Raw genomic sequence first — 19,600 nt, forward strand, 5'->3', positions numbered from 1 at the left:
GCCCAAATGAGGAGAAAAGAGTGGAACGTAAAAAAAATAGCTTGGAATTAGACCCAGTTCTCCAAAAAGAGATCAAAGAAATTGGAGAGCAATTAAGGCAAAAACGAAAACAATTAAAGATTTCTTTAAAAGAAGCTGAGAATGCAACTTCAATCAGAATGGTCTATTTACAAGCTTTAGAAGAAGGGGAGATGGAAAAATTAATTTCGCCCGTATATGCCCAAGGTTTTTTTAAACAATATGCTTCTTTTTTAGGAATTGATGGGGAATCTATTATCAGGGAAAAACCCTATATTTTTAATAGACCAGAAGCACAGGAATTTGCTTATGGAATTGGGACTTTAGAGGTCAGAAGTAACCCTGGTGCGAGTGTTAAATGGGTTCCTAATGTCATGTGGGTTTTGGCTTTTATGGGTGTTTTATTTGCTGCGTGGTATGTAGCTAAGATCTTGGGAGTTCTTTGATGCCTTTTAAGGGAGTTTATCTCTTTTTTTGCGGATTATGCATGGGAATGGCAGATTTGATTCCAGGAATTTCCGGTGGCACGATTGCTTTTATTATGGGATTTTATCAAGCTCTTTTAGAAAGCTTAAAAAGTTTTAATACCGATACTTTAAAACTTTTATTTACTTTTCAATGGAGTCAATTTCTGAAAAAAACACAGTGGAAATTTTTATTGACACTTGTCTCAGGGATTGCTTGCTCAATAATATTCTTTTCCGGTTTTCTGCATTGGATTCTTTCAAATGAAACTTACCGTATTTATCTTTATTCTCTTTTTCTTGGATTGATTTTAGCTTCTTTTGTTTTTTGTATTCGCCAGGTCAAAAAATGGTCTTGGCTCAAAGTGATCGCTCTGATTATTGGCTTGAGCATAGCTTACTTTTTAACAGATTTCACTCTTTCAAATAGCAGAGAAGGAAAATATGCTGTCAGAGTAGATTTAGGAAGTTTTCCCGTTGAACTTGTTAATTACGATGGAAAACTGCTTAAAAATTTATCAGCTTCGGATTTAAGTGTACTAACAGCGAAAAAAAACATTACTCCTACTTCTCTTGTTTTTGATAGGCAAGGTCAAGTTCTCGGAGAAAGCCGGCAATTTGCTAAAGTTCATCATGTTGGTTTTTTTGATGGTTGGTTAATTATCTGTGGAGCGATTGCTGTATGTGCTTTGCTTTTACCGGGAGTGTCGGGAAGTTATTTGTTAGTGCTTCTGGGAGTGTATCCATTGATTATCGCCTCATTAGCAGATTTAGTGACGGGTTTGAAATATTTACATATAGATCAAGAAGCTGTTTTGGTGCTTTTCAATCTTTTGCTTGGGATTGTGATAGGAGGGTTTTGTTTTGCAAGAATAGCAAGCGCACTTTTAAAAAATTATCCAGATATCAGTATCGCTGTTCTTTCAGGTTTCATGATTGGAGCCTTGCGCTCGGTTTGGCCTTTTTGGACTTATAAGTATCTATTAGCTCCTTTAAAGCTTCATAAAGGGCCTCAACTGTTTTTAGAAACTCCTTATTTCCCTTCCTTGTCTTCATTTATTTTGATAAAGTCTATTGTTTGTATAGCCATAGGATTTGGAGTCGTTCTTTTTGTAGAATACCTTTCCACTTTTTCGACTAAAGCTTAAATGGCAAAAAAACGAGACACAAGCAAATAAACCTAAAATTTTAATAAAGGACTGTTTGAAGAAAAAGTCCGTGTGCGGGGGCTGTCACACCAGCCATTTTTCGATCTTGAGACTGAAGGATTGAAGGGATATCTTCTACCATTAGCTTTCCCTTTCCTATATAAATTAAAGTACCCACAATATTTCGCACCATTTTGTATAAAAAATGATTGCCTTTAATACGAATGCAAAGACGTTTATGATTCAGGACTTCCAGGTGAATTGCTTGGACACGTCGAATATAATCTGTATAGTTAACATTTTTTTTAAAATTACAAAAAGCAGAAAAGTCATGTTCGCCAATAAGTACAGAAATAGCTTGTGTCATTTTTCCTAACATAAGAGGGAAAGGGCAATGCCAAGAATAGGGACGGTATTCAGGAAGTTGAACAAAATCATAACAAATATAATAACAATATTCCTTGGCGACACAATTTAAAGTGGGATGAAAAGTCGAAGGCATTTTTTCTGCCGATAAGATACGTAAATCTGTAGGAAGCAAACTATTTAAACTGAGAATAAATTTTTGTAGATCTGTAATAGACTTTGTTGTTAAAAAATTGACTATTTGCCCTCGTGCATGTACACCTTTGTCTGTACGGCTTGCTGCCTGCAAAGAAATTGTATGTTGCAGTATTTGTTCCAAACTGTTTTGAAGCGTTTTTTCAACGCTTGGGCCGGCAGGAGTTTTTTGCCAGCCAAAATACGCCTGTCCATCATAAGCAATCTTCAATTTAATATTTTGCATACTTTTAGAGAGACTCAAGTCGGATTGGGTTGTGTAGTCCAAAAAAGTAAAATGCCTTCTAAAAATCTTTGAACTGCAATCAAAACGAGCACCATTCCAATCATTCTCTCACTGGCCATCAATCCACTTTCCCCTAAGAAAGATTTGATTTTCTTTGAAAAATACAGGATGATTACAGACAAAGTCCAAGCGATCAAGATTGATGCTAGCATAATGGATTGGTAAGGTTCAAGATGAGCATATAACATAATGGTTGCCATTAAACCAGGCCCAGCAATCAGTGGAATGGCTAAAGGAAAAATGAATGGCTCCCCTTGAGGAAGGTTGGCTCGTGGGCTATCATTTGCAGTAAAAAGAATCTTGATAGCAATCAGAAATAAAATAATCCCTGAAGAAAGACGCACGGTTGTTTCTGATAAATCGAGAAAATCAAAAATAAACTCTCCTATATAATTAAAAAAAATCATTGCGACAAGAGCTATGAGCATTTCTCTAAAAATAATTTTAGATTGATGTCTACGATCGAGCTCTTTGACCATGGTTTGATAAGAAGAAATATTCCCAATAGGGTCCATGATAAAAAAAAGAACAAGTGCAATGTTAAAGATATTCATTCTCATACTCCTGGAAAGGGCTTCTCAAAGTTTAAACAGCGAATAGAAGAGTTAAAAACAAACCAGATCCTTGAACGATCATTTGAATGGCGATCATGGCAAGTAACATCCCCGTTAATTGTTCTAAGGCTGCTAGACCACGTTTACCGAGAAATATTTGTAAATAAGGGGCTGTGACTAAGACGGTAGTAATTCCAACCCATGCTAGCAAAATGGCACATAACATTTTTAAGTCGTTAGCTTCTTCTTTGGAATAAAGCATGATCATTGTAAGGAGTCCAGCACCTGATAAAAGAGGGGTGGCGATAGGAACAATAAATGGGGCTTGTTTGGGTGTATCCGTTTTCGTTTTCAAACGATCAGAAAAAATCATTTTAAGGGCGACAATGAAAAGAAGAATGCCTCCGCTAATTGTCAAAGCATAGTTTTGAATTTGAAAACTTGTAAGGAATATCTCGCCTAAAAATAGAAAAAGAATCGCTAAAATCATCGAAAATATCGATTCACGAAATAAGATCTTTTGCTGTTGCTTAATTGAATAGTCTTTAATAAGGGTAATAATGGTAGGGCAGTTGCCGATAGGATTAGTGACAATAAAAAAAATCATCGCAAGTTGAATAACAGACACGATTAACCTTCACCTGAGAATCATATTGGAAAAATAACATAACATTGGTGAGGTTTTAGAGCAAGGATTATTACCCAGAGCGAAAGGATGTGAGTGAGAGCTTATACACTCAGTATTTAAATAATGAATAAATATTTTATGTATAAGCTTAGATTTGAGTTTAACGTCTCATCAGAATGAAAATTCCTGACAAAAGAGCTAAAATTCCCATTAATAAAGGAGGCAAAACTAATCCTCCAACGATCGAGACTAATCCAACTAAAATCAGATAAATAGCAAGTAAAAAGAAACCAATATTGAACGTGCGATTAAATAACATAGATTACTCCTTTTGTTTAAATAAATATTTTTTATAGAAATAAATTTAAAAAATAGCAATCTATTTCGCATTTATGCTTCATTTTATTTGTTATGCTATCATTTATAATGTATGTTAATTATTTGTTGCGATTGATAGTTGGTAAGAATTTTATGTCTAATATTTAATTGTTTATTATTTAATTAATTATTATCGATTTATAAAAAATATTGAATATATTTTGCCTTTTATAAAAAATGCAATTGTTGGAGAAAGTTCATTTAATGTAAAGTTTTTGCTAGATGAATTTTTTATTATAGAAATCAACGTTATAGCGTTACTCATGACAATAATCCCAACCTCAAGCTAAAAGAAGATTTTAAATCCTAATCTTTCAAAAAATAGCTATTCTTATCACCATCGCCCAAGTCTGTATTGCAGCTGTTTATAATTTTTTCAACTTTAAAGCTGAATCAAAAAACTTAAAGGGATTTAGAGATTGTTTCATTGAAGAGGAAATCAAAATTCTTGCATGGATAACAAAGTATTTTATAGTTAAAAACCTTCAAATTAGACCTAGTTTTAAAGGTTTTATTCAACTTAAGGGATTCTAATTGCGACAGAAAATGGCCAGATCTATTTGAGATGCTTATCAAAGATTTTTAAGTGAACAAGCTTAAATTCCTTCAATCAGTAAACTGTAGGCTTAATCTTCAATAAAGCATGTTTGATTCTGGGCAAAGCGACAGTAATGTCAGATTGTTTACCAAAAGCACTAAAGCGCAAAAACCCTTCTCCAGCCGATCCAAATCCACTACCTGGGACGCTGACAAGTTGCGATTGTTTAAGTAGGATTTCAAAAGCTTCCCAAGACGTTAGTTGTGGAAAATGAACCCATAGATAAGGAACATTTTCTCCTCCATACACCTTATATCCACACTCTTCAAAAGCTTTTTTAAGGATATTGCTATTCTTCATATAATAGCTGGAAAGTTCGTCAATGGCTTGCAATCCCTCTTTTTGTAGGGCGGCTAATCCTCCTGCTTGGGCAATATTTGAGGCGCCATTAAAAAAAGTGCAGACAATTCGCTCCCAATCTTGTTGAACTGAATGACCATCTTCAAAACGCAGTTGTTTTGGAACAACACTCCAACCCAAGCGAACACCTGTGAACCCAATCATTTTAGAAAAAGAGCCTACTTCAATGGCCACTTCTTTCGCCCCTTCAATTTCATAGATTGAACGAGGGATATGTGAACTTCTGACGAAGCTTGCATAAGCAGCATCGAAAATAATGATAGATTGGCGCTTTTTGGCAAATTGAACTAATTCCCTTAATTGTTCGTTTGTTGCAGCACTGCCCGTTGGATTATTAGGAGAACAAAAATAAATCAAATCTGTTTTTGGTAAATTTGCTAAGTCAGGAAAAAAATTGTTTTCAGGTAAACAACTCATATAAGTTATTCTCTGATATTGTTTAGTAGATGTTTGAAAGAAGGATGCTTGCCCATTAATCACACCGGTATCTACATAAGCAGGATAAGTAGGATTTTGTACGGCGATAGTTGCATCTGATCCAAAAAGGATTTGCAAACGACCCACATCACATTTAGATCCGTCTGAAACAAAAACTTCTTGAGGATCAATTTTGCCTTGGTAATACTGCTCAGCAATCGCTTCTCTAAGAAGTATCGAACCCTGTTCTGTTCCATAACCTCTGTAAGTTTTTTCTGAGGCTAATTGTTTGGCAAAATTTTGCATCGCTTCAGAAATATAAAGAGGGATGGGTTGCGTAGTGTCACCGATGCCTAAATTAATTAATTGAGCGGAAGGATGTTTTTTTAAAAATTCATTTTTCCTTCGATTGATTTCTGGAAATAAATACCCTGATTGGAGTTTTGTCAAATGCACATTACGCTTAACCATGAGAGATCCACTCTTGAGGAAGTTCATTAAGAATTTGAGCTAGCTTTTGGGAATGATTCTGACTGAGATCACATAAAGGGAGACGGCAGGAACCTGCTGGCAGTTTACTTAAAGATAAGGCCGCTTTAATCGGAATCGGATTGGTTTCGATAAAAGCAGCTTTGATGAAAGAATAAAGTTGGTTATGTATTATTCGTGCTTTTTTGAAATTTCCATTTAGTGCCGCATTCACTAGAGATTTCATTGCGGCAGGAACTAAATTGCTGACAACAGAAATAATGCCATGCCCTCCCAAAGCAATCATAGGAAGAGTTAAAGCATCATCACCAGATAAAATAGCAAAGTTAGGATGAGATTGGCGAAACGCTTCGATGACATCCATGATTTGATTGATATCTCCGGATGTTTCTTTTACGCCAATAATCGAAGAAAGAGTGCTGATTCGTTTAAGCGTATGCGTTTGAATATTTTGTCCCGTTCGACCTTGAATGTTATAGAGACAAATCGGAAAAGAGACTGCTTGATTAATCGCTTCAAAGTGTTTGAATATTCCTTCTTGAGTTGGTTTATTATAATAAGGGGTGACAATCAACGCAGCATCAGCACCCATTTGTTTGGCTTGAAGAGTTTGTTCAATTGCTTGTTGCGTTGAATAGCTTCCAGTGCCAACAATCACTTTTATTCGGCCTTGAATTTCTTCTAATGCTATTTCAATAATCCGTCTTTTTTCAATTTGTGTTAACGTAGGGGATTCCCCAGTTGTTCCTAAGACGACAACCCCATCTACTTGATGGTGAAGTTGAATCTGAATAAGCTTTTTTAACCCTTCTTCATCTAATTGACCAGTTGGGGTAAAAGGGGTAATTAAGGCTGTATAAAGACCTTTTAAATACATATTTTGCTTCGGTTAAACTGTCTAAAATACTAAATCTTCAATGGTAAAAAAACCTTGTTTATCTTTCAACCATTCAGCTGCTTTGATGGCTCCCATAGCAAAACCTTCGCGATTTCTTGCTTCATGAGTGAGGATAATTGTATCCGTTGGGCTATCAAAATAAAGGGTATGCGTACCAGGCATATGTCCGCATCGAATGCTACTAAATTTCAATGAATAGTGGGGTAAAACTTCTTGGATGTTTTTAATTAAGGCTTTTGCGGTTCCTGACGGTGTATCTAATTTTTTGTTATGATGAAGCTCGACTCCAGCAATATCAAATTCTTCAAAAGGACGGATTAATTGAGCTGCATAAGAGACTATTTGTTTAAATAATTGAACACCAATTAAGAAATTAGGCGAATACAAGCAACTGGTCGTACTTTTTTGAATTTGTTCACGCGCTTGCTCTAATTGATCTTCCCATCCTGTCGTTCCAATGACAATAGGTTTATTTAAGATAATACTCCAATTGATATGATCCAAAACAACCTCGGGATGACTAAAGTCAATTAATACGTCTACCTGCTCTAATTTTTTTTGAAAATCGTTATCCTCACGTGTGATAATAGCAATGATTTCATGTCCTTTTTCCAAAGCTATTTTTTCAATTAATTTCCCGATCTTTCCATATCCCAATAAACCAATTTTCATTTTTGGCCCTTTTTTTTATTTATTGAGACTTTTTCTGATTTTTTATTAATAGCACTCCACAATTGATTCATTTTCATTTTTTGCTGAGGTAACAAGGAAGTTAAAACAACAAAACAGTCATCATTGACTTTAAAAGCCGATTGTGTCCAATTAGCGGAGCCATTAATTAAAGTATCCTCATCTATATAAGCAAATTTATGATGTAATAGACCTTGGCCCGTGCTCAATCGAATAGGAATTCCTGCATTGGCTAGCGAATTTACAACTTTTGCGCTAGCTCCTTTTCCCGAATAACGATCAATCACGACTTCCACTTTGACGCCACGTTTTGCTGCCTGGATAAGCTCTTGAGTTAAATCAGATCTTGTCCAGGTAAACATTGCGACTTTAATAGTTTTTTTTGCAGATTGAATTAACTGCAAAATGCGATTAACCGCTTGTTGATCATCTGGAAGGATCCAAAGCTCTAGGTTTTGTTGACCTAGCTGCGCTTGGCAATGCATGAGTTTTTTACTATTTCCCTCTTCATCCATACTCAATGTTTTTTCAAACAAAGCCTGGCCAAGAAAAGGATGTTCAAAAGCAAAAACTAAGTTTCCATGAACATTCAAGGAATCGGTTGTCATGTTAGCAGAACCCAATAAAATTTTTTCTTTATCTACGATTAAGATTTTTTGATGCATTAACCCAGCAGAAATTCTTTTCACGATAGAGGCTTTGGGGATTTTTCGAGAAATTCCAACAGAAGCTTTGGCGTCACAAACAATATGAACGGAAATTCCTTCGTCTACTTTTTGATTAAGAGCTTGAATCACTTCGGGATTCATCAATGAATAAATCGAAAAGGTAATTGACTGTTTAGCATTTTGAATAGTAGAAAGATAAAGTTGTGTTAAGTCATCTTCCGTTTGGTTGGAATAAAACTGAATGGTATCAGAAGTAACAGGAATAGAAGCTGGGGTAGTATAAGCAATTTCTTGGTTGCGAGAAGGGGAAGTTACTTGCTTTTCATCGGACAAAAATTGATAGATAGCAAATACAAGTAAGGCAAGTAAGCTACTGATTGAAGATTTCTTTAATTTGGATAATTTAAAAATAGGTGTAGTTTGTTTTTTGGACATTAAATAATTTCCATTAAAGCATTTTGAAGGCTAGTATATCTTTTTTGAACATCATCTTTTTTAACAGCAATTGCTAAAGCTTTTTTAGTGCCAACCAAAACAACAAGTTTTTTTCCACGTGTAATGCCTGTATAAAGTAAATTGCGATGAAGTAACATAAAATGACTTGTATGAACTGGCATGACAACGCAAGGACACTCGCTTCCTTGGAATTTATGAACGGAAATAGCGTAAGCTAAAATCAATTCATCTAAATCAGTATAATCGTAAACAACTTCTTTATCTTCAAATTGAATTAAAACTTGCTGTTCTTCTGAATCAATGTTGAGAATATAACCAATATCTCCATTAAAAACTTCTTTTTGATAGTCATTGCGAATTTGCATGACTTTATCACCCACTTGAAATTTTTGCCCTCCTCTAAAAAGAGCGTGTTCTTTTGGATTAAGAATCATTTGTAGGGATTGATTGAGGTGTTCTGTGCCAATTAACCCTTTTTTCATGGGGGCCAATACTTGAATATCTTGATTAGGATTAAATCCATAGCGATTAGGAAGTCTTTGGGAGACCAATTTGACTATAGTATTTAAAACTTCTTCATTTTCCTGACATTCGATAAAGAAAAAGTCACTGTTTTGTCCATTATAAAGGCTGGGAAACATTCCTTTATTGACTCGATGGGCATTTGTAATAATGTGAGAACCTGCCGCTTGTCTAAAAATTTCTTTTAATGTCGTTACAGAGATGGTAAGAGACGTAATCATGTCACTTAAGACGTTACCCGGTCCTACGCTCGGCAATTGGTGAATATCCCCAACAAAAATCACTCGCGTGTGGTCGGGTAGCGCTTTTAAAAGGCTGTACATTAAAAACGTATCAATCATGCTGGCTTCATCGATGATGATTAAGTCGCAATCTAAAGGATTTTCTCGATTTCGTTTAAAACCTCCTGTTGATTTGAAATCATATTCCAGAAGGCTGTGAATCGTAGAGGCTTTTCGTTTGGTAATTTCGCTCATTCGTTTAGCTGCTCTTCCTGTTGGAGCTGCTAACAAAATTTTTTGAGTTAGAATCGCAGTGATCTGTAAAATTGCATTTGTAATAGTGCTTTTCCCTGTTCCTGGGCCACCTGTAATAATATGTAATTTTGTCGAAATTGCTTTGGCAACGGCTTCTTTTTGATTAGGAGCTAATTCAATTTTTAATTGTGCCTGTACCCATTCCACAGCTTTTTCTTTATTAATTGAGCGAAAGGTACTGACTCCATTTTTGAGTCTTTTAAGTTCTCGTGCAATTCCTGTTTCGGCAATAAATAATGGCTTGATCCAAATAAAGTCCCGTTTTTTTCCTTCATGAATTAATTGAGCGAGTATAATCCTTTCTTCACTTTGAAGCCCTTCGAGTCTTTTTTCAATCAAATCTGCCTTTACTTCTAAATGAGTTTCAGCCTCTTTTAAAAACTCATCGACCGGATAGCAAACATGTCCATCTCCCGATAATTGAGATAAAACATACTCAATTCCTGCTCCAATTCTTTGCTCTGAATCTTTAGAAATGCCCATTTTTTGAGCAACTGTATCAGCAGTTTTAAAGCCCACTCCAAAAATATCTCGAGCCAAGCAATAAGGATTATCTTTAAGTTTTAAAATGCTTTGCGAACCATATTTTTTGAAAATTTTTTGAGCAAACGCTGGACTAACGCCATGCCCTTGAAGAAAAATCATTACATCTCGAATCGATTTTTGTTCGATCCAACAGGCTTGAATTTTTTCAACTCGTTTGGTTCCCAGTCCTTCAATTTCTAATAGCCTTTGGGGAGACTCTTCAATAATTTTTAGAGTGTCTATTCCAAAAATATCTACAATGCGAGTGGCGTATTTCGGTCCAATTCCTTTAATCAAGCCAGACCCTAAATATTTCTTGATCCCTAAAATATCGGCGGGCGCTTCGACTCGAAAACTAGATATTTCAAATTGTCTTCCATGAATGAGATGCGTTTTCCAGTTTCCGTTACAGCGAATCGTTTCTCCTGGCTGAATACCTGGCATACATCCAACAATGCAAGTTAATTCACTTTGTTTTGGTTGTTGGAGCTGTGCAACGGTATATCCATTTTCTGAATTATGAAATGTCAATCTTTCAACGTAACCGCAGATTTGTTCCATCGTTGCCTTTTATTCTGCCCGGTATTGATAACGAACACTTTGAATATAACGGAAAGTTTTATTCTTTATTCAAATACTTCATCGAATTAAAAACTTGACTTATTATTATAACGCAATTTTAGTTTTTTTGCTATTAGTGCTTGCTTTAAGGTAATTTAAAAATGAAACTTACCAAAAATAAATGTTTGTTATCGATTTTTTTAATCGTTAAAAAACTAATTATGTTTGTTAAAAAAAATAGATTTCTCAAACCTTCTTCGATGCAAATTTAAGTTAAAATCCTTATAATAATGGCTCGACTAAGGAGAATGAAGGATGCCTATTTTTAATAAAGAAAGTTTAGAAAATCTGAGACAACGAGTCGATTTAGTCGAAGTATTATCTTCTCATATCGAACTTAAGCGCAGTGGAGCTTCTTATAAAGGTCTCTGTCCGTTTCATGACGAAAAATCTCCTTCTTTTATCGTTCAAAAAGGAGATTCTCATTATCATTGTTTCGGTTGCGGGGCACATGGAGATGCAATTCAATTTTTGATGTCCCATCAAAAGCTCAGTTTTGCCGAATCAGTTGAAAGTTTAGCCCAACGCTTTCAGGTTCATTTAGAACTAGTGGAAGATCGAGAAGAAAAAAAAGGGGTGACCAAAGCTTTTTTAAAGTTAGCATTAGAGACTGCTTCTCAGTTTTTTCATTATTGTCTGCTCTATTCAGAAGAAGGGCATGAAGCATTAAATTATCTTTATAATCGAGGCATTGATTTAGATTTTATTTGCCATTTTCAAGTGGGGTTGGCTCCGAAAACGGCAGGGATTTTTCGTAAATTTATGCATGCAAAAGGAATCAAAGATGACTCGTTATTAGAAGCTGGTTTGTTGAGTGTGAATAAAGATGGTCAAGTCAGAGAGTTTTTTAATGATCGCATTCTTTTTCCCATTCACCACCATTCTCAAGGAGTGATTGGTTTTTCAGGAAGGAAATATAAGGAAGAAACATTTGGAGGAAAGTATATCAATACTCCAGAAACTTCCCTATTTAAAAAATCTCGGGTTTTATTTGGATTGAATTATTCTCGTCGCAGAATAGCAAAAGAGCGCAAAGCCATTATTGTAGAAGGACAAATTGATGCCCTTCGTCTCATTCAAATGGGATTTAATTTAACAGTGGCAGGGCAAGGAACAGCATTTGGTGAAGGGCATGTTCAAGAACTGATCAATTTAGGTGTGAATCAAGTTTTTTTAGCTCTCGACTCTGACCTTGCTGGACAAGAAGCAACAAGCAAAATTGGCCATCTTTTTCAAAAAGAGGGGATTGAAGTTCGCATTGTGCAATTGCCAGTTGGGGGAGATCCCGATAGTTTTTTGAGAGAGCAAGGACCTGAAGCCTTTTTAGAATTGCTCAAAAATAGCTCTGATTATTTAAACTTTTTAATTAAACATCTCTCTCAAGACTTAAATTTAGATTCTCCTGCCGCTAAAAATGAGCTAGTTCAAAAAGCAACTAAGCTTATTCGTGAATGGGATCATCCTCTCATGGTCCATGAAACTCTTCGAAAATTAGCCCATCTCATGAAAGTACCCGAAGAAATTATCGGTGTGGGCAAAAACCATTTACCCAATATTTATATTAAAAAATCTGCAAGCGTTGGGGCACAAACGATTGACCCTGACCGAATTCTAGAAACGGATCTTTTAAGATGGCTTTTATTACTGGGTCAAGAACAGACAAAGCTGGTTGAAATAGTCAGAACAAATTTAGTAAAAGAAGATTTTCGCGTTGCCATTTGTCAAAAAATTTATGATATCTATCGTAATAATTATGAGAATCAACGCTCCTGTGATTTATTATCGCTAGCGATTGACTTAGATGATGCAGAGGGACAGTTGGTTTTATCAGACCTATTGCAAAAAAAAGTGAACAAAGAAAAAGCTGAGCAATTGCTAATTGAAACAGTCAAAAAAATATTAGATCGAAATTGGATGCACAAAAGAGAAGAAATTAAAATTAAAGTGCAAAGTGGTCATTGCTCAGACGATGAGGTGATGGAGTTGATTAAACAGTTTGATGAGTTAAAACGAAATCCCCCTATTGTCAAATGAATGAATGCAAACATTTAGTTTTTTATGATGGAGAATGTGGACTTTGTGATTCACTTGTTCAGTTTTTGATTAAAATCGATCATGATAAACAATTTGCCTTTGCTCCCTTACAAGGTGAAACTGCCAAGCAGCGCCTTTCTCACTTACCTTTTACCGCTAGAAATATTGACACTCTCATTTTCATTGAAAATTTTAAAAGTCCTCATTTCAAAATCTGTATTAGCAGTCAGGCCGTTTTTAGGATTTGTTGGTTAATTGGAAAAGGATGGACCTTTCTAGGGTTGTTATATTTTCTCCCTTCTTTTTTATTTGATTGGATCTATCGTTTAGTGGCTCGTTATCGCCATCGCTTCATGTCTAAAGCAGAGTGCCCTTTGCCTTTATCAGATCAAAAAGATCGTTTCTTTCCTTAAAAATAAGTTGTCTCTAAATGATATTTAAATAAGTTTACACGTACTAATAGGATCGGTTTCAAAAATCTACATTAGGTAAAATTGGTATAAAAAAATTTAACTAAAACCTTGCGTTTACCTCAGGGCACTGTGTTGAAGAAAAATTGCGTAACTGTTAGGACTTCCTAATACAAGAGGCTTTTCTCAAGCTGCTGTCATTTTTAATGGATCTAGCATATAGCTTGGTGTTTAAAATTTTGCATGAGGCAAACGCTAATTTTAAATTCATGACTTTGGACTTTAAAGTGCTAATAGGTAAATCCATACAAGTGTATTTCAAAAGAAAAGAAGAAAGCCTAAATCCATACGTTAAGTTCTTTGGATCGAGGGGTGGAAACTATGCAATTCGATCTGATCTGGCTCATCAAGGACAAATCCAGGAGAAAATGAAGCCGGCCAGAATGTCATTGAATAATGGCCATTTACACGCATCCATCAAGGGTAAAATGAAAGGTTAAAATTATTGATATTTATTTAGTTTTTGAACGGGTTAACAAAAAAACTATTTATCTTTTCAGCAAATAGCTGCTCAAAAAAATTACAAGGATCTAAATTGCCAATCTAGGAATGATAAGGAATTTCGAATTAACTTATTGTATTTCCTCAAATCCTCATCGGGATGGATCGTACCATAAAAATCAACATAAGTTTTATGAGTTTAGCAAAATCTATAAGAGAATATTATCTAAAAAAATAGTACTTATTCTAATAATCACTTAGTGTTTACATTAGGAGTAAATTATACTTTAACTTCTCTATAAATGATCAATCATAGCTCTATCATTTTGATAGAGCTAATTTAATAGTGAGTTTTTTCTTGAATTTTGCTGAAATCTAACATTTCCTCAAAAAAGTTAAATACTTGTTTGAGTAAAGCTAAGCGATTATCTCGAATTTGCGGTTCATCAGCCAAAATTTTGACCTGTTCAAATAAGACAGCTAAAGCGGGTTGCATTGTTGCAATCAAAGCATAAGCTTGATTGTAATCTTTTTTCTTAATAGCTTCTGCAAAAGCTTTTTGTTGCCTATCGAGCAAGGAGTAGAGATTTTGTTCAGCAGGCTCTTTTAATAATTCAGCAGATATATTTGACGTTTGGTAACCGTTTAACTGACCTTTTGCCCGTTTATAAACCTCATAAAGCGAATGAAATTGGCTAGCAGAACCCTGTCGAAAATTATGAAGCGCTTTCACCCGACAAAAAGTGTCATAGATGTCTTGACAACCATTTGCTAAGCTAGCTTCAATTTCATCTTTATGAAATCCATAATCTTGGAAAACGGTTTTAATACGATTTGTAATGAAACTTAAGATATCTTGAGTCATTTGCTTTTTGTCTTTCACAATGTGAGTCGGAAAATGGCTAATACATTTTTCTAAGCATTCTTCTAAATGCAGGGAATATTGGCCTTTAATTAACATTTTAATGACTCCCAACACCTGTCTTCGGAGGGCATAAGGATCACTTGAAGACGTCGGTTTAAGACCAATGCTAAAGCAGCCAATTAAGTTATCCAATTTATCTGCTAAACTAATAATGGTTCCCGTTTCTGTTTCAGGAAGAGGGGCATTTTCTCCTCTTGGCATCCAGTGTTCATCAATCGCTTGTGCAATTTCAGCCTCTTCTCGATTGGCAAGAGCATAGTAACGACCAATTGTTCCTTGCAATTCAGGAAATTCATAAACCATATTAGATGCTAAATCAGCTTTACTTAATAAAGCTGCACGTTCGACTAAAATAGGCGTGCTAATGCCGAGAAGTATTTGTAAAACTTTAGCATGTTGGATAATTCGCTCTACTTTTTGATAAACAGTGCCTAATTCTTTTTGAAATGTGACTTTTTTCAGTTTTTCATTAAAAGAGGCTAAAGGGACTTTTAAATCTTCTTCATACAAAAAAACACCATCGGATAAACGAGCAGAGAGTACTTTTTGATTCCCTTGCTTGATTTGTTCTGTAGGAATAATATTCGCCGTAATCACAAAAAGATTCTTTAGCGTTCCATTTGAATCAGTGACAGGGAAATATTTTTGATGCTCAACCATTTCAGAAATTAAAACTTCTTTAGGCACTTTTAAAAATTCTTCACGAAAAGTAGAAATTGTTAAATAGGGCCATTCTACTAAATTAAGAACTTGAGGAATCACACGATTTTTTTCAATAATCTGGATTTGCTCTTGTTTTTCTAAATTTGACAATTGCTCAAGAATCGATTCTTCGCGTTCGTTAGGATCGGCCATCACAGAATGTTGATGTAGACTTTTCAAATAGTTTTTTGCATGGTCAAGATGAATTGCTTGGGGAGATAGTTGTCTGTGTCCATAAGTTATTCTGTCCGAAAAAAGATTTCCAATGGCAAAAGGAATGATGTCTTTTCCAAATAAAGCTAAAACCCATTCTAAGGGCCTTGCGTAAGTTATTTCTAAATCTGCCCAGCGCATTTTCTTGGGAAAGTCTAAACTACCAATTAACAAAGGAAGTTTTTCTGCTAAAATAGAGGTTGTTGCTCTCCCTTCTTGTTTAACTGAGCCAAACAAGTAGTTAATCCCTTTAATGGGGCGAATTTCAATTTCACTAATTTCATGATTTTGGATTGCGGCTAGTGTTGGAGTAGTCATTCCTAACGAGCGGAAAAAACCTTCTCCAGCGACTTTGATCGTTCCATCAACTTGATACGCTTGCTCAACAGGCGGCCCTTTTTTTTCAATTGTTTGAGAAGGTTTACCCTTAGAAAGTTGGTAAATGTAAACAGCAATTCTTCGAGGAGTGCCATAAACGACAATACGTTCAAAGGAAATGCCTTCTTTTTCGAGTAAAGCACGAATTGCACGTTCTAAATTTTGACCTCCTATCGAGACAAACGAAGCTGGTAATTCCTGAGAACCAATTTCAATAACAAAATCGTCCGTATCGTCAGGATGAATATTAATTAAATCTTCAGTTATTTTAGAGCAGGGTTGAGAAATTGAAGACGAGGGGTTAACATGTTTAAGTAAGGGAAAGCCCTGCTCTTCGCGACTTTTTATGTAACTTTCTGCCACTTGTTTCGCCAATTCTCTAATCCTGCCAATATAACCTGTTCGCTCCGTCACAGAAATGACTCCACGTGCATCAAGTAAATTGAATGCGTGAGACGCCTTCATGACAAAGTCATAAGCAGGGATAGGGAGGTTATTCGCAATCAATTGTTTCGCTTCGTTTTCGTAGTCATCAAAATGTCTGAACCACATTGAAGTAGACGCTTTTTCGAAATTGTAATGGCTCCATTCTACTTCGTTACGTTGATAAACATCTCCATAGGTCAATTCATCATTCCATTTTAAATCAAAGATGCTATCGACTTTTTGAAGATACATCGCCAATCGCTCTATTCCATAAGTGATTTCACCTGTAATAGGCCTTAGCTCAATACCTCCAATTGCCTGGAAGTAGGTAAATTGTGTGATTTCCATCCCATCCATCCAGACTTCCCATCCAAGCCCCCAAGCGCCCTGGGTTGGAGCTTCCCAATCGTCATGTACAAAGCGAATATCATGTTCTTGAAGATTAAATCCTAAAGCTTCTAATGATTGTAAATACAATTCCTGCATATTCAAAGGCGATGGTTTTAAAATGACTTGATATTGGAAATAATGTTGTAAACGATTCGGATTTGTTCCATAACGTCCATCAGCAGGTCTTCGGCAAGGCTCAATATAAGCTGCGCGATACGGCTCTGGTCCTAAACTTCGTAAAAATGTCGCTGGGTTAAAAGTTCCCGCTCCAACTTCTAAGTCATATCCTTGATGGATGATGCATCCTTGTTTTTCCCAGAAGGTTGATAATGTGCGTAAGAACTCTTGAAATGTTAACATAAAAATCCTGCAGGCTAAAGTTGAGCCATTTAAATCGAATGCGGTTTTAATTGAATTTGTTATGGGAAGAGCTTAATTAACCAGTGATTTTATCACAATAGTCGAAGTATCCTTTCTTTTTTGAAAAGGTATCTGATTTGTCCCTTTAAATTTAAAATTTTTTGATCAAAAGCACTACTTAAATTTACTCATCATTTTAATTTCTTGATTAAAAGTGGGCAGGCTAAGAGAAGGCAAAGTTGAAAAATTTAGGCTGTATATTTGACACAGCCTAAATAAATGAAAGTTAATTGCAGTTTTTGCAAGCTAATAAAATTCCAGAAAATTGAGTTTCGCCGTCAAAATTGAGAACAACGGATGTGCCAGCAGAATCGCTATATTTTTCGCGCTTATTTTTACATCTGCAATTAGCAAATGCATCATTTGTTGTCTCTTTTGGTTCAGTGCTACTTGCATGGGCACAAACTAAATTAAAAGCAACTAATGTCATCAAGCATAAAATTTTCTTTAACATCGTTTACTCCGATTTTATTATTCAGCTAAAGTTATAAAACTAATTAAGTATAAGTCAAGTTTAAACAAATATTAACAATAGTTTAAATTAGCCTTTACAATCAATAAAATAAGCAAATCTCTAGATTTATATTTTTAATTGAGCTATAAATATTGAATAAAACTTTTTAAAAAATCGATTTTTTCAAGTTTAGACTAATAAAATACCAGGTTGTTCTTAAAAAACCTGACTAATATGGCTTATTATGGATTACGCAGATTTTGATCATCAAAAACTAGTTGAATGGCTTAAGGCACATGGAGAGAAAGAGTTTCATGCTAAGCAAATTTTGAGTTGGATTTATCAAAAAGGGGTTTTGTCTTGGGATAAAATGTCTAATTTAAGCCAATCTTTACGAGAAAAACTAGCGAAGCATATTAGATTACCCGTTTTAGAATTAGTGCGTTATACTGAATCAATTGATCAAGAAACTATTAAATTCTTATGGCGTTTACGAGATGGAAATTTAGTAGAGTCTGTTTTAATTTTATCCGGAATTCGTCGAACTGTTTGCGTGTCTTCTCAGGTAGGCTGCCCAGCTAAATGCGCCTTTTGTGCTTCTGGCCAGCAAGGTTTTTTTAGAAATCTTAGGCCGACTGAAATTATTGAACAGATTTTGCAAATTAATGCTTGGCTTTCTAGCAAAGGAGAAAAAGTTTCGCATGTTGTTTATATGGGAATGGGAGAGCCGCTTAAAAATTATGAATCTGTTGTTGCCTCCATTAGGGTATTAAGTCACCCTGACTTTTGTAATATTTCTCAAAGAAGAATCACAGTTTCTACAGTTGGAGTCGTGGAAGGTATCAAACGCTTATCTAAAGAGGGATTAAAGGTTAATTTAGTCCTATCTCTGCATGCTCCTAATCAACATATTCGTAAAAAAATTATCCCCTATGCTCGAAAATATCCTTTAGAAGAAATATTAGAGTCAATGGATGAGTATGCTCAAAAAACTAAACGAGACATTACCTTCGAATACACTTTACTAGCGGGCATTAATGATCATCCCGATCATGCTCATGAATTGGCACACTTATTGAAAGGGAAACAATGTACAGTTAATCTGATTCCTTATAACCCAATTCCAGGATTGCGGTTAAAGAGACCAGAGAAAAAAGCGATTAAACAGTTTCGAAGTGTCCTTTATGGGTCGCATATTGTCAATACATGCCGTTATACGAAAGGAGACGATATTGGAGCGGCTTGCGGTCAACTTGCCTTACAAGAACGAGAGGGGCAAACAGGGCTTCCTATGTTAAAAGAAGTCGCATTTGGATCTTAAATGAACATGCTATACGGGAATATATATTTATATTTTCTAATTTGATATAATAAATACATATGCTAAAATAATATTGATGTATATTGGTATTAAGTTGGTTTTAAAAACTAACTAAAAAACAAAGTTTACAAACTCGGTTTGTCTATTTATGACTGAATTAAACAGCATTAGATAAAGCGAGAGGTTAATTTGATTTTTAAAATTTAATAAGTGGTTAAAATGGATACTGGATTTGTTACACCAGATTGGTCAAACGCTCTTCCATCTTATGCACAAGATGAATATCTTCCTGCCATTAAAAAAGCCGGGAGAGAAGCTTTTGCTGAGTCAGCGTCTGACATTGATCAACCGTTAACATGCAAAGACAGTGTGTCAGCGTTTGCGGCAGAATCTTTATTCAATCACCTAGAAGAAAATGTTTCTCCTCTAAAAGAACACTATTTTACTGTTGGAGTGAATTCAAAAGTAAATAATGTTCAGAAACAAGTCATTCATCCTATGGAAGATGAGGCTAAAATCCAAGAAAAATTAACTGAAAGTCTCAATTCTCTTCAAAGTAGTTTTCAACAACTCGTTCAACAAATTAGGCAACAACAATTTTAAGGCCTT

The 19,600-nt window shown here is 35.2% G+C and carries 17 protein-coding genes; 6 read left to right on the plus strand and 11 right to left on the minus strand.

Annotation, left to right across the window (positions count from 1 at the left end; translation table 11 throughout):
• Nucleotides 1-20: 20 nt before the first annotated feature.
• Nucleotides 21-464 (plus strand): helix-turn-helix domain-containing protein, encoded by a 444-nt coding sequence (locus PC_RS03260; RefSeq protein WP_226988475.1) that lies wholly within the window; start codon nucleotides 21-23, stop codon nucleotides 462-464.
• On the plus strand, nucleotides 464-1,630 hold the full coding sequence (locus PC_RS03265) for a DUF368 domain-containing protein (protein WP_044044852.1): 1,167 nt from the start codon (nucleotides 464-466) through the stop codon (nucleotides 1,628-1,630). Before PC_RS03260 ends, PC_RS03265 begins: the two co-directional genes overlap by 1 nt.
• Nucleotides 1,631-1,670: 40 nt before the next feature.
• Here the strand turns inward: PC_RS03265 and truA are convergent, their stop codons facing one another.
• The 9 genes from truA to recD2 form a co-directional block, all read right to left on the minus strand.
• The gene (gene truA, locus PC_RS03270; protein WP_044045385.1) at nucleotides 1,671-2,417 is read right to left on the minus strand and encodes a tRNA pseudouridine(38-40) synthase TruA; all 747 of its coding nucleotides are present in this window, start codon (nucleotides 2,415-2,417) and stop codon (nucleotides 1,671-1,673) included.
• 14 nt (nucleotides 2,418-2,431) lie between these two features.
• Nucleotides 2,432-3,031 carry a MarC family protein gene (locus PC_RS03275; protein WP_011175233.1) on the minus strand — a complete coding sequence of 200 codons (600 nt, stop codon included), beginning with the start codon at nucleotides 3,029-3,031 and terminating at the stop codon, nucleotides 2,432-2,434.
• Between the two features lie 31 nt (nucleotides 3,032-3,062).
• Nucleotides 3,063-3,659: a MarC family protein gene (locus tag PC_RS03280; protein ID WP_011175234.1), complete on the minus strand. Its 597-nt coding sequence runs from the start codon at nucleotides 3,657-3,659 to the stop codon at nucleotides 3,063-3,065.
• 160 nt (nucleotides 3,660-3,819) lie between these two features.
• Nucleotides 3,820-3,978 carry a hypothetical protein gene (locus PC_RS11065; protein WP_181679040.1) on the minus strand — a complete coding sequence of 53 codons (159 nt, stop codon included), beginning with the start codon at nucleotides 3,976-3,978 and terminating at the stop codon, nucleotides 3,820-3,822.
• 669 nt (nucleotides 3,979-4,647) lie between these two features.
• Nucleotides 4,648-5,883, minus strand: coding sequence for an LL-diaminopimelate aminotransferase (locus tag PC_RS03285; protein WP_044044859.1), 1,236 nt, complete (start codon nucleotides 5,881-5,883; stop codon nucleotides 4,648-4,650).
• Nucleotides 5,876-6,778, minus strand: coding sequence for a 4-hydroxy-tetrahydrodipicolinate synthase (gene dapA, locus PC_RS03290; RefSeq protein ID WP_011175236.1), 903 nt, complete (start codon nucleotides 6,776-6,778; stop codon nucleotides 5,876-5,878). The genes PC_RS03285 and dapA overlap by 8 nt, the downstream gene beginning before the upstream one ends.
• Nucleotides 6,779-6,799: 21 nt before the next feature.
• Nucleotides 6,800-7,471: a 4-hydroxy-tetrahydrodipicolinate reductase gene (locus PC_RS03295; RefSeq protein ID WP_044044861.1), complete on the minus strand. Its 672-nt coding sequence runs from the start codon at nucleotides 7,469-7,471 to the stop codon at nucleotides 6,800-6,802.
• The gene (locus tag PC_RS03300; protein ID WP_011175238.1) at nucleotides 7,468-8,592 is read right to left on the minus strand and encodes a phospholipase D-like domain-containing protein; all 1,125 of its coding nucleotides are present in this window, start codon (nucleotides 8,590-8,592) and stop codon (nucleotides 7,468-7,470) included. The genes PC_RS03295 and PC_RS03300 overlap by 4 nt, the downstream gene beginning before the upstream one ends.
• Entirely contained in the window at nucleotides 8,592-10,757 is a 2,166-nt protein-coding gene (gene recD2 / locus PC_RS03305; protein ID WP_011175239.1) for an SF1B family DNA helicase RecD2, read from the minus strand. Before recD2 ends, PC_RS03300 begins: the two co-directional genes overlap by 1 nt.
• Nucleotides 10,758-11,072: 315 nt before the next feature.
• Between recD2 and dnaG the strand changes: the two genes are divergently transcribed.
• Together dnaG and PC_RS03315 are read left to right on the plus strand one after the other, a co-directional pair.
• The gene (dnaG, locus tag PC_RS03310; protein ID WP_011175240.1) at nucleotides 11,073-12,851 is read left to right on the plus strand and encodes a DNA primase; all 1,779 of its coding nucleotides are present in this window, start codon (nucleotides 11,073-11,075) and stop codon (nucleotides 12,849-12,851) included.
• On the plus strand, nucleotides 12,848-13,264 hold the full coding sequence (locus PC_RS03315; RefSeq protein ID WP_011175241.1) for a thiol-disulfide oxidoreductase DCC family protein: 417 nt from the start codon (nucleotides 12,848-12,850) through the stop codon (nucleotides 13,262-13,264). The genes dnaG and PC_RS03315 overlap by 4 nt, the downstream gene beginning before the upstream one ends.
• An 838-nt stretch (nucleotides 13,265-14,102) precedes the next feature.
• Here the strand turns inward: PC_RS03315 and PC_RS03325 are convergent.
• Together PC_RS03325 and PC_RS03330 are read right to left on the minus strand one after the other, a co-directional pair.
• Nucleotides 14,103-17,156, minus strand: a complete 3,054-nt coding sequence (locus PC_RS03325; RefSeq protein ID WP_011175243.1) for a glycine--tRNA ligase — start codon at nucleotides 17,154-17,156, stop codon at nucleotides 14,103-14,105.
• A 286-nt stretch (nucleotides 17,157-17,442) separates the two neighbouring features.
• Nucleotides 17,443-17,670, minus strand: a complete 228-nt coding sequence (locus tag PC_RS03330) for a hypothetical protein (RefSeq protein ID WP_011175244.1) — start codon at nucleotides 17,668-17,670, stop codon at nucleotides 17,443-17,445.
• Nucleotides 17,671-17,914: 244 nt separating this feature from the next.
• Between PC_RS03330 and rlmN the strand changes: the two genes are divergently transcribed.
• Entirely contained in the window at nucleotides 17,915-18,991 is a 1,077-nt protein-coding gene (gene rlmN / locus PC_RS03335) for a dual-specificity RNA methyltransferase RlmN (RefSeq protein WP_044044863.1), read from the plus strand.
• A gap of 219 nt (nucleotides 18,992-19,210) precedes the next feature.
• The gene (locus tag PC_RS03340; RefSeq protein WP_044044865.1) at nucleotides 19,211-19,594 is read left to right on the plus strand and encodes a hypothetical protein; all 384 of its coding nucleotides are present in this window, start codon (nucleotides 19,211-19,213) and stop codon (nucleotides 19,592-19,594) included.
• The last annotated feature ends 6 nt before the right edge of the window (nucleotides 19,595-19,600 follow it).

This window comes from Candidatus Protochlamydia amoebophila UWE25 (assembly GCF_000011565.2).
In the GTDB taxonomy this organism is placed as follows: Bacteria; Chlamydiota; Chlamydiia; order Chlamydiales; family Parachlamydiaceae; genus Protochlamydia; species Protochlamydia amoebophila.

Excerpts from the sequence above, each read along its gene's own strand:
- PC_RS03265 (WP_044044852.1), top strand. The coding sequence starts at position 464 with ATGCCTTTTAAGGGAGTTTATCTCTTTTTTTGCGGATTATGCATGGGA.
- truA (WP_044045385.1), bottom strand. The coding sequence starts at position 2,417 with ATGCAAAATATTAAATTGAAGATTGCTTATGATGGACAGGCGTATTTT.
- PC_RS03275 (WP_011175233.1), bottom strand. The coding sequence starts at position 3,031 with ATGAATATCTTTAACATTGCACTTGTTCTTTTTTTTATCATGGACCCT.
- PC_RS11065 (WP_181679040.1), bottom strand. The coding sequence starts at position 3,978 with ATGTTATTTAATCGCACGTTCAATATTGGTTTCTTTTTACTTGCTATT.
- PC_RS03285 (WP_044044859.1), bottom strand. The coding sequence starts at position 5,883 with ATGGTTAAGCGTAATGTGCATTTGACAAAACTCCAATCAGGGTATTTA.
- dapA (WP_011175236.1), bottom strand. The coding sequence starts at position 6,778 with ATGTATTTAAAAGGTCTTTATACAGCCTTAATTACCCCTTTTACCCCA.
- PC_RS03295 (WP_044044861.1), bottom strand. The coding sequence starts at position 7,471 with ATGAAAATTGGTTTATTGGGATATGGAAAGATCGGGAAATTAATTGAA.
- PC_RS03300 (WP_011175238.1), bottom strand. The coding sequence starts at position 8,592 with ATGTCCAAAAAACAAACTACACCTATTTTTAAATTATCCAAATTAAAG.
- recD2 (WP_011175239.1), bottom strand. The coding sequence starts at position 10,757 with ATGGAACAAATCTGCGGTTACGTTGAAAGATTGACATTTCATAATTCA.
- dnaG (WP_011175240.1), top strand. The coding sequence starts at position 11,073 with ATGCCTATTTTTAATAAAGAAAGTTTAGAAAATCTGAGACAACGAGTC.
- PC_RS03315 (WP_011175241.1), top strand. The coding sequence starts at position 12,848 with ATGAATGAATGCAAACATTTAGTTTTTTATGATGGAGAATGTGGACTT.
- PC_RS03325 (WP_011175243.1), bottom strand. The coding sequence starts at position 17,156 with ATGTTAACATTTCAAGAGTTCTTACGCACATTATCAACCTTCTGGGAA.
- PC_RS03330 (WP_011175244.1), bottom strand. The coding sequence starts at position 17,670 with ATGTTAAAGAAAATTTTATGCTTGATGACATTAGTTGCTTTTAATTTA.
- rlmN (WP_044044863.1), top strand. The coding sequence starts at position 17,915 with ATGGATTACGCAGATTTTGATCATCAAAAACTAGTTGAATGGCTTAAG.
- PC_RS03340 (WP_044044865.1), top strand. The coding sequence starts at position 19,211 with ATGGATACTGGATTTGTTACACCAGATTGGTCAAACGCTCTTCCATCT.